General features: G+C 70.9%; 9 protein-coding genes, 1 tRNA gene and 1 pseudogene. 5 read left to right on the forward strand and 6 right to left on the reverse strand.

Translation table 11 applies throughout. The features are described 5' to 3' along the window. The first annotated feature begins 150 nt into the window (after positions 1-150). A tRNA-Arg gene (locus J1C73_RS25090) sits at positions 151-223 on the forward strand. A 91-nt stretch (positions 224-314) separates the two neighbouring features. Here the strand turns inward: J1C73_RS25090 and J1C73_RS25095 are convergent. After that, positions 315-542: pseudogene (locus J1C73_RS25095) on the reverse strand (site-specific integrase); the annotation flags it as partial. A gap of 171 nt (positions 543-713) precedes the next feature. Continuing rightward, positions 714-944, reverse strand: a complete 231-nt coding sequence (locus J1C73_RS25100) for a hypothetical protein (RefSeq protein ID WP_123460524.1) — start codon at positions 942-944, stop codon at positions 714-716. Between the two features lie 164 nt (positions 945-1,108). On the opposite strand from J1C73_RS25100, the gene J1C73_RS25105 reads away from it, so the two are divergent. From J1C73_RS25105 to J1C73_RS35180, 3 genes are all read left to right on the forward strand, one after another. Next, positions 1,109-1,435 (forward strand): helix-turn-helix domain-containing protein, encoded by a 327-nt coding sequence (locus tag J1C73_RS25105; protein ID WP_207318378.1) that lies wholly within the window; start codon positions 1,109-1,111, stop codon positions 1,433-1,435. A 286-nt stretch (positions 1,436-1,721) separates the two neighbouring features. Then, complete coding sequence (locus J1C73_RS25110; RefSeq protein WP_207318379.1) at positions 1,722-2,897, forward strand: cell wall protein; 1,176 nt, start codon at positions 1,722-1,724, stop codon at positions 2,895-2,897. A gap of 198 nt (positions 2,898-3,095) precedes the next feature. Beyond that, complete coding sequence (locus J1C73_RS35180; protein ID WP_242644672.1) at positions 3,096-3,236, forward strand: hypothetical protein; 141 nt, start codon at positions 3,096-3,098, stop codon at positions 3,234-3,236. 55 nt (positions 3,237-3,291) lie between these two features. Here J1C73_RS35180 and J1C73_RS25120 read toward each other — a convergent pair whose 3' ends face one another. The 4 genes from J1C73_RS25120 to J1C73_RS25135 all read right to left on the reverse strand — a co-directional run bounded on the left by J1C73_RS25120 (position 3,292) and on the right by J1C73_RS25135 (position 8,332). Beyond that, positions 3,292-4,500, reverse strand: a complete 1,209-nt coding sequence (locus J1C73_RS25120) for an NAD(P)/FAD-dependent oxidoreductase (protein ID WP_207318381.1) — start codon at positions 4,498-4,500, stop codon at positions 3,292-3,294. Positions 4,501-4,592: 92 nt separating this feature from the next. Continuing rightward, entirely contained in the window at positions 4,593-5,540 is a 948-nt protein-coding gene (locus J1C73_RS25125; RefSeq protein ID WP_207318382.1) for an RNA polymerase sigma-70 factor, read from the reverse strand. Positions 5,541-5,755: 215 nt separating this feature from the next. Next, positions 5,756-6,736 carry a tetratricopeptide repeat protein gene (locus J1C73_RS25130; RefSeq protein ID WP_207318383.1) on the reverse strand — a complete coding sequence of 327 codons (981 nt, stop codon included), beginning with the start codon at positions 6,734-6,736 and terminating at the stop codon, positions 5,756-5,758. A gap of 198 nt (positions 6,737-6,934) precedes the next feature. Continuing rightward, on the reverse strand, positions 6,935-8,332 hold the full coding sequence (locus J1C73_RS25135; protein WP_207318384.1) for an FAD-binding oxidoreductase: 1,398 nt from the start codon (positions 8,330-8,332) through the stop codon (positions 6,935-6,937). 140 nt (positions 8,333-8,472) lie between these two features. Between J1C73_RS25135 and J1C73_RS25140 the strand changes: the two genes are divergently transcribed. Then, on the forward strand, positions 8,473-8,963 hold a 491-nt coding region (locus J1C73_RS25140; RefSeq protein ID WP_207318385.1), incomplete at its 3' end, for a DUF2797 domain-containing protein.

The raw sequence follows: 8,963 nt of genomic DNA on the forward strand, positions 1-8,963 counted from the left end.
GGGTCGGGACTGGGCCGATCGGGGGGTGTCTCGAACCGGTGATCTCGCAGCTCAGCAGTGGTGCGGCTAATGGATTTCGCGTCACGGCGCAGGTCATGTAATGTTGTTCTCGCAACGCCGACGGGGCAGAAAAAAGCCCGGAACGCACAAGCACTCGTAGCTTAACGGATAGAGCATCTGACTACGGATCAGAAGGTTGCAGGTTCGAATCCTGCCGAGTGCACAGCAGGCCAGAGGCCCCCAGGAGAAATCCTGGGGGCCTCTCGCGTTGCCCGTGCGGCAGCGAAGTACAGCAACCGTGCCAATCGCTGCCAGCCGGTACCGCCCATGGCGCCGGACAGCCTGCCGATCGCATCGCGTACTTCTTCCTCGCTCGCTTCGGCGTAGACCTCCATCGTCATGGCGATCTGTGAGTGCCGAACGATGCGCTGCGCGATCTTCGGATGCACTTTGAGCGCGACCAGCAGCGAACTGCATGTGTGCCGGGTGTTCCGCAGCGGGATGACCCGCAGGCCGGCTCGGAGCGCGAACATTTGGGTGAGGCCCAGGGCCGTATGCCGTGCCCTACACGCGATGGGCGGGAGCCGGGCGGGACCGTGGTGGGAGGCAGTACGCCGCGTGCACGGTGATCGTGCCGCCCGCCCCTGACGCGCCGTGGATCATTACGCGTTCCTCGTCTCCGGCGGCGATTGGCCGGCCGCAGCGGTCGCACGTCATCGCTGTGCCTCCCAGCACGACCGGCAGCTGCGCGGGAACCAGCGGACCACCGATCCGTGCGCCTTGGTCAGTCGCGGGCCGAGGTCGCGGACCGCCCCGGTGTGCAGGGCCGTACCGCAGAAGACGCAGTGCACGCCCCGTTGCTGCTGGGAGGACAGCGCCACGACCGGAGGCAGCGTGACGAGCCGCCTGTCGGGTGGGGGTACCGGGGTGGAAGGATGGCGCATGGTCGGTCTCCTGGTGATCTCAGGGTTCTGACTGGCCCCGGCCATGTGGAGGTACGAACTCCGGTCCGGGGCCTTTCTGTTGCTGGTGGCGTCGCCGCTTGACCGCAAATTTATGGGACCCCCATAATGTAAGTCAAGCGGCACGCCCGATTCGAAGGAACGGGATGGCCGAGACAGAGAGCGAAGGGCCGGTCGAGAGGGAGGAGGTGCAGCGTGTCTTCGATGGCCTGGACGCCGTCGAGTCGATGGAGGACTCGCTAGAGAAGGCGCAGATCATCAGCCGCCTGCTCAGAGATCAGACCGAGCGCACCAAGAGGTTGAAGGAGCATCGCCGGAGGATCGTGCTGCGTCTGCGGTCGCAGAAGGTGACGTACCGAGCGATCGCCGAGAGTCTGGGGGTCTCGATCGGAACCGTGCAGGACATCGAGCGGGGCTATTCCGGTTCCGGGAAGAACCGCCCCAAGAAGAACACCGAGACCTCGGCCGGGTAGCAGAACGGCCGAGCGGTGTAGAGACCGCCCGGCCGTAGTGACCAGCGGGTGATCAGCCCGCCGATCCGAAATCCACCCTGAAGAGAAGGATTCGCGTTCGATCGTAGGGCCGGTACCGGCGTGGTGACCACTCCCATGCCCTGAGCCGTCGTCCGGAACGGCTCCCCCCCTTTGAATTCAGCGGCCCCACCGGCCGCTCCTCACCCCACGGACTGTGATGCGCCATCCCACCGGCGCGGCTTCGTGCTGCGCTTCTCCGTCATGCCCGGATCCGGCATGGACCCCCGTGCCTCGCCTCCTTCAGGAGCTCGATGCGACGGCTTCCCGGAGCGCCCGGCCGCGTGCGTGGCTGCGGGCGGTGATGTGGCTCGTCGAGGCGGGTCTGCACCGCCGGGCAGGGGCGACGACGCTGGTCGTCGCGCGGGATCTGGCCGGGCGGATGGACTACCGGCTCGGGTTCGTCCTGTACGACCTGGAGGGTACGGCTGCCCGGTGCGGGGTGTCGGTGGCGACGGTGAAGCGGCACGTCCGGGTGTTACGGGAGTTGGGTGCGCTGGTGTGGCGGCGGCACGGGACGAAGCGGAACCTGCGTCTGCCCGGCCGCCGGTACGCGGGCACGGCGACGGTCTACGCGGCGACGATCCCGGCCGTGTACGACGCGGCGATGGGCCACCGTCTGGAGGGCGCCGGCTACAGGGCGCGGGTGTGCGGGGTGACGGACGCGGGCCGGGACCGTGCGGTCGAGGCCGGGCGGGCGAGAACCGGGGCTCTGGACAACCCGGCTGTGGGAAAACGCAGTTCAGGCGGGCGTGCGCCCCATTCTTCCGGGCCCCACCACGACGTACGCAGAGCTGATGTGAGTGGGAAGTTGAACTACACCTCGCGCAGGCGCGCGACATCCGGCCGCCCGGCGCGGCGGTCCCCGCTTCAGGTGGCCCGGGACATCGCCACCGCCCGGCAGGTGCGGCCGCTCGTAGGATGGACCCAGCCCGAGGGGCTGCGCCGTCTCGCGTACGCGCTGCGCCCGCTCATCGACCGGGGCCTCGACGCGCGCGACATCGCGGCCGAGCTCTGCGGCCTGGCTGCCGGATGGCGGCCGGTCCGCCCGGCGGCCTGGATCACCGCCGCTCTGGCGCGGGAAGGGGAGCCCGTGGGGCATGGGCGTACGGACCCGCCCGAGGCGTTCCGCCGCTCCGTGACCGATGCGCGGGAGGCGGGGGCCGTGGTGGGTGCCGACGGCCCGTCGTACGGCATCGAAGGGCTGACCCGTGGGGAGGTCGTCCAGTTACGGTCGGCTGCCGCGACGGACCCGGGTCTGGTGCTTGCCGCCCTGGAGAACCTTGGGGAGCGTGACACCCGTCGGCTGTACACGAACCGGCTCGTGGATGACGTGCTGTTGTACGAGTTCACCGGGGTGCGCCGTAGGCGTACCGGCGCTCGGCACGACTCTGCCCTCAGGTGATCGGTGTGGGCGGCGAGAGGATCCGTACAACACGACGACAGAGGCGAGGAAGAGCCCGTGAAGAGACAGACCCCGCGCAGCGCTACGGCCTTGTACGCGATAGCGGCGACCTGCGCCGCCATAGGCGCTCTCCTGTGGTTGCGAAGCCGGACCAGCACGGGGCCCACGCTCTCCGGTGTTTACCTGTACGGATCCTCCATGGACGCCGACAACTACAGCTCGTCGGCCTGGCGGGTGTGGTCACCGGTAGTGTCCGAAGAACGTCTTGGCCTGTATCTCCTCGCGGCAGCGCTGGTACTGGCTCTGGCGGGGCGCCTGGTCGCCGTTTGGCGCGAATGAACCGCGCCGGAGCGACGCTCCCTGCGACAGCGTGTGCGCGGGGAGCGTGCGCCCGTCAGGCCTCGGCGTTGGCGACCGCGGCCTCGTGGGGCTGCTGCTCGGGCCGGACGACCGGCCGGCGCCTGGCCGGGAGGCCGAGGGTCGGGTTGGCGACGCCCCAGGCCGCGCCCTTGCAGACCAGTTCCTTGTAGACGGCGGCGAGCCGTCCTGTCAGGGCCGCCCGGACGGAGCGGTCGTCGGCGGTGACGTACTGGATCACGCCCTCCTTGCGGCCCAGCGAGATGCACTGGTTGAAGTAGCGCACGGGCGTGTTCGGGAGCTTGCCGCCGGTCAGGCGTGCCGCGATGGTGTCGGCGGCCTGCCATGCGGCGGGGGTGCCCGAGGCGCACGACATCCGCAGGGGTTTGTCGCCGGGGCCCATCGCCATCGCCGCGTCGCCGACCGCGTACACGTCCGGGTGCGAGACCGAACGCATGGTCCCGTCGACGACGATCTGGCCCGTGCCGGTGACCTCCAGGGCGGTGGCCCTCGCGATCGGGTGGACCGCGAAGCCGGTGGTCCACACGGTGACCGCGGCCGGGATGGACATGCCGTCGGAGGTGGCCACGCGGTCGGCGGCGACGCCGGTGACGGCGGTGTCTTCGTGCACGGTGATGCCGAGCCGGTCGCAGACCTTCCGCAGATGCAGGCGGCCCTTGGGCGAGAGCCAGTCGCCGAGCCCGCCTCGGGCGGCGAGGGCGACGTCGAGGTCCGGGCGGGCCTCGGCGATCTCGGTCGCGGCCTCCAGGCCGGTGAGGCCGCCGCCGACGACGACCACGGGCTGTCCGGCGTCCAGGCGGGCCAGGCGCTCGCGCAGCCGGAGTGCTCCGGGGCGGCCGGCGATCTCGTGGGCGTGCTCGGCGGTGCCGGGGACGCCCTGGGTGTTCCAGCTGCTGCCGAGCGCGTACACGAGGCTGTCGTAGGCCAGCTCCTGCTTCTCGGCGCTGTTCGCGTCCCTGACGGCGACCGTCTTGCGGCCGACGTCGATGCCGGTGACCTCCGCGAGCTTCAGCTCGACCCCGGTCCCCGCGAACATCTCGCTGAAGGGCCGGGGCCTGAGGTCCTGGCCGACCGCCAGCTGGTGCATCCGGACCCGCTCGACGAAGTCGGGCTCGGCGTTGACGAGGGTGATGGTGACGTCTTCGCGGCGCAGGCGCTTGGCGAGGCGCCCGGCGGCGGTGGCTCCGGTGTATCCGGCTCCGAGAACGATGATTCGGTGCTGCATTTCCCTGCTCCTGTCTCGCGCGGGTTCGCCCCTTGAACCGGGCAGCCCGCCGTTTCCTGACAGGAGCAGGGTGTGGCGCGCCTCACATCAGACTAGAAGGCGTTGAACAGGGGGTCCCCGTGGTCGCCGGCGGCCGCCCAGCGCTGGTTCGCGCGTTCGAGCTTGTCGGGGTTGACCTGGTTGAGGATCGCGGCGATGCCCTCGGCGGTGATCTCCAGGCACATGATCCCGACGACCCGGCCCTCGAAGACCGCCACGATGGCGGGGGCGCCGTTGGCGGTCGTGGCGTAGACCCCGGGGGAGCCGCCGACCAGGGCGCGCTTGGCCTTGCCGGGTTTGAACAGGCCCCGCATGAAGGTCGCGACCGCGAGGGCGCCCTCGAACGCCTTGGCGCGGGCCGGGACCTTTCCGCCTCCGTCGCCGATGGAGACGGCGTCCTCGGTGAGCAGCCGCACCAGCGGCTCGGTCCGGCCGCTGGTGGCGGCCGCGAGGAACTCCCCGACGATCCGCCGGGCGGTCGCCTCGTCGATCTCGGTGCGGGTCCTGCCCTCCGCGACGTGCTTCTTGGCGCGGTGCAGGATCTGCTGGCAGGCGGCCTCGGTGAGGTCGAGGATCCCGGCGATCTCGCGGTGCGGGTATCCGAACGCCTCCCGCAGCACGTACACCGCCCGCTCGTTGGGGGAGAGCCGCTCCATGAGGGCGAGCACCGCGTACGAGACCGATTCGCGCTGTTCGGCGGTGTCGGCGGGGCCGAGCATCGAGTCCCCTGCGAGCAGCGGCTCGGGGAGCCATTGGCCCACATAGGTCTCGCGCCGGGCGCGGGCCGAGGTGAGCTGGTTGAGACACAGGTTGGTGAGGACCTTCGTCAGCCAGGCCTCGGGGACCTCGATACGGTCGACATCGGCGGCCTGCCAGCGCAGGAACGTGTCCTGCACGGCATCCTCGGCCTCGCTCGCCGAGCCGAGGAGGCGGTAGGCGATGGCCTCCAGGCGCGGCCTGGAGGCCTCGAACCGGTCCACGTCCTGCACGGTCAGTGGCATGGCCCGGATCCTAACGCTCGCGGTGCCCGCCCGGCCGTGGACCGTTGTGGTGCGTGGCGCAGGCGCCGGCACTGGCACGGTGGCGGCGCTCGCGACCTGGTGTGTATCCGCCGGTCACCGTTGCGTCGGGCCGGTGCGCGCGGCGCTTCTGCCGCCGGGCGGCGCCCTCTCCGGCCCGACGCAGCGGCGGCCCACGCCGGTCTGTGCGGGTGTGTTCAGTTCCGGATGCGGCGGACCTCGGCCACGAGGCCTTGGGGCAGGCCGGGCCCCGCGCACGCGTAGTCGATCAGCAGGTCCCGGTAGGCGGTGTCCGGCAGTTGCGGTGCCAGCGCGGCCAGAGCCCGCAGGTCCTCGGACGAGCCGGACAGACGTGTGCGGTAGGAGGCTGCCGCCGCGCGCAGGGAGACTTCCTGAGGTTCGTGCTGCAGGCCCTGTTCGGCCAGCGCCGCAGCTGCGGCGAAGTCACCCTGCTCGGCACGCACGTCGCCGAGGTCCAGGCAGAGGGACCAGTTGTGAGGGTCCAGGGCCAGGGCGTCTTCGAAGGCTGCCGCAGCCTGGTCGAGATCGCCCATGGCCCGCCAGGTGCTCGCTCGTGCCACCGCGACCCACATGACCCGCTCGACGGCATCGGCGCGGTCGCACAGGGCGAAGGACTGCTCGTAGCGGCCGCAGGCCCGCGGCAGCCGGGCCATGGCGGCCAGCGACTCCGGCACCGGACTGCGTCGGGAGACCCTGTCGATGGCGCGGAACCAGGGCGCGAACCGCTCACGCATCTCGTCGCTGTCCAGGTCGTGGGCGTAGTCCAAGGTCCGCAGACACGCCTCGGCCAGCGCCTCGGCGCTCACCGTGTCGAGGAATCGCTCATCGCCGAACCATGGGGCGGCGCCCCACGGCAGATCGGGCCGCGCCCCCGCGACCGAACCCAGGGCCATCACCGCGTTGTCCATGTCGCCTTCGAGGAACAGGAAGTAGGCCTGCGCCGAAACGGAGCTCACGGAGCCGTCCCCTTCGAGGCCCGCCTTCAGCTCCGGGCGCCGGTCCCGCCACAACTCGGCGAGGGCCGCATAGGGTTCCGGGGCAGCCGGCGCGGAGGCCACAGCTCCCGCCAGCAACATCACGGCGCCTACCGGATTTCCACCGCAGTGCGCCAGGACGCCCGCGAGAGTGACGCCGGCCGCCACGGATTGATTCGACATGGCCGGAGAGTAATCGCTGGAGGCAGTAATCGCTGGAGGCAGTCGCCGGAGAAAGGCTGCGACGAACCTTGGGGACGCCGTGCTTGGTGAAGGCCGTGCCTGGTCAAGGCCGCACGTGGTCAAGGCCGCACTCCGTGAAGGCCCGGCTCTGTGAAGGAGTGAGGCAGCCCTCCCCGCGATCCCGGTCCTGCGGGTCCTTCACGCCGCGGTCGGCGTGATGTTCTGGTTGGCGCGGAAGAAGTTGTCCGGGTCGTAGGTGCGCTTGACCGCGGCCAGCCGGTCGTAGGTGCCGCGGTAGGTGGACCGGACGCGGTCCGGGGCCTCGGCCTCGCCGAGGAAGTTGATGTACGCGCCGCCCATGGAGTGCGGGTGCAGCTCGGTCCAGTAGTCGACGCACCACTCGCGGATCGCCTCGGCGTTGGCGGGATCGGGGTCGATGCCGGCGATGACGCCGGACCACACGGCGTCCCGGTAGGCCCAGGGGGTCGCGTCGGAGCCGACCCGGTGGGCCGCTCCGTCCACCGGGTACATGTGCATCGTCGACAGGCCGGTGGGGAGGTTGCGGCCGTACTTCGCGTGCACCTCGATCGCCTCGTCCGAGATCGCGTCGAAGAAGTCGCCGCGCCAGTACCACTGGAGTCCCTTGGGGAGCAGGTCGTCGAACATGGCCTGCAGGGCCGGGTACGGCATGGGGCTGGTGAAGTGGAAGGCCGGCGGTGCCGGGTCGTTGACCACCGACAGGGTCTCCTCCAGCTTGCCTGCCGCGAGGTCGCCCGTGTAACACCAGACGACGCCGCACATCTTCTGCCCGTGGATCTCCTCGGGGAAGGGCGGCCCGGGCGGGACGGTCAGGAGGACGAAGAAGCCGCTCAGGTCGTCCGGCGCGGCGGGCATGAACTCCCGGTACCACCGCAGCACTTCCGCCGTGCGGTCGACCGGCCACACGGTCACCGCGACCCCGACCGTGTCCACCGGGTGCAGCCGGTACGTGAACGATGTGACCACGCCGAAGTTGCCGCCGCCGCCCCTCAACGCCCAGAACAGGTCCGGGTGTTCGGTCTCGGAGGCGGTGACGACCGCGCCGTCGGCCAGGACGACATCCGCGGCGAGCAGGCTGTCGATCGTGAGGCCGTACGCGCGGGTCAGGTGGCCGTGCCCGCCGCCCAGCGTGAGGCCGCCCACGCCGGTGGTCGACATGATCCCGGCCGGTACGCCGAGGCCGAAGGTGTGCGTCGCATGGTCCAGGTCGCCCAACTGGCTTCCCCCGCCGACCTGTGCCGTTCGGGCTTCGGGGTCGACGCGCACCCAGCGCATCGGGGAGAGGTCGAGGGTCAGCCCGTCGTCGACCAGGCACAGCCCCGGCCCGCTGTGTCCGCCCCCGCGTACGGCAAGGTCGAGCCCCGTGTCCTGGGCGAAGGCGAGGGTGGCCCGCACGTCCGCCACGTCCACGCACTGAGCGATGGCAGCGGGGCGCCGGTCGATCATGGCGTTGTAGATGCCGCGGCCCGTGTCGTAGTCCGCGTCCCCCGGCGCGATGACCGGCCCCCGCACATTCGAGCGCAGGCTGTCGAGCGCAGTGCCTTTGATGCTGGTCATGGTCGAAACACCTCTGAGGGATCCTGGAATCGAGCCCACCACCCACCCAGTGTGACGCGAATCACACTGGGTGGCGATATGTGGAACCATGGCGGGTTCGCATCCGTCCGTTTCACGTCCAGGAGTCCGGGAGTTCACGCATGGGGTGGCAGTGCACCGGTCTGCGGTGGCCGGAGGAGCGGGGCGGGCCCGTGCTCGGGTGGCAGAAGGGCCGTCGGACGCGGGGGAGCGTCCTTGCGTACGGGACCGAGCTCGGGTTCCGGGCCTCGGGGGAGCGGACCTGCGTCGGGGCGCGGGGGAACGCCTGCCCGATGGCGGCCCTGGTTCCGGAGCGGAGTACGGGCGCGCGATGCGCCGAGTGCGGGCGGCTGGACCGGGCGCACTCGGTGGCGGCCGACACGATTCCCGATGATCCGCGTACCTACCGCGTGTACCTGGCCTGGTTCGGGCCCGGGATGCTGAAGGTGGGGATCACCGCCGAGGAGCGCGGCGCGGCCCGGCTGCGGGAGCAGGGGGCGGTGGTCTTCAGCTGGCTGGGGCGGGGGCCGTTGATGGCGGCGCGCCGGGCCGAGGAGTTGCTCCGGGCCGCGCTCGGGGTGCCGGACCGGATTCCGTACGCGCGAAAGCGGGC

The organism is Streptomyces laculatispora, assembly GCF_017353455.1.
GTDB lineage: Bacteria > Actinomycetota > Actinomycetes > Streptomycetales > Streptomycetaceae > Streptomyces > Streptomyces laculatispora.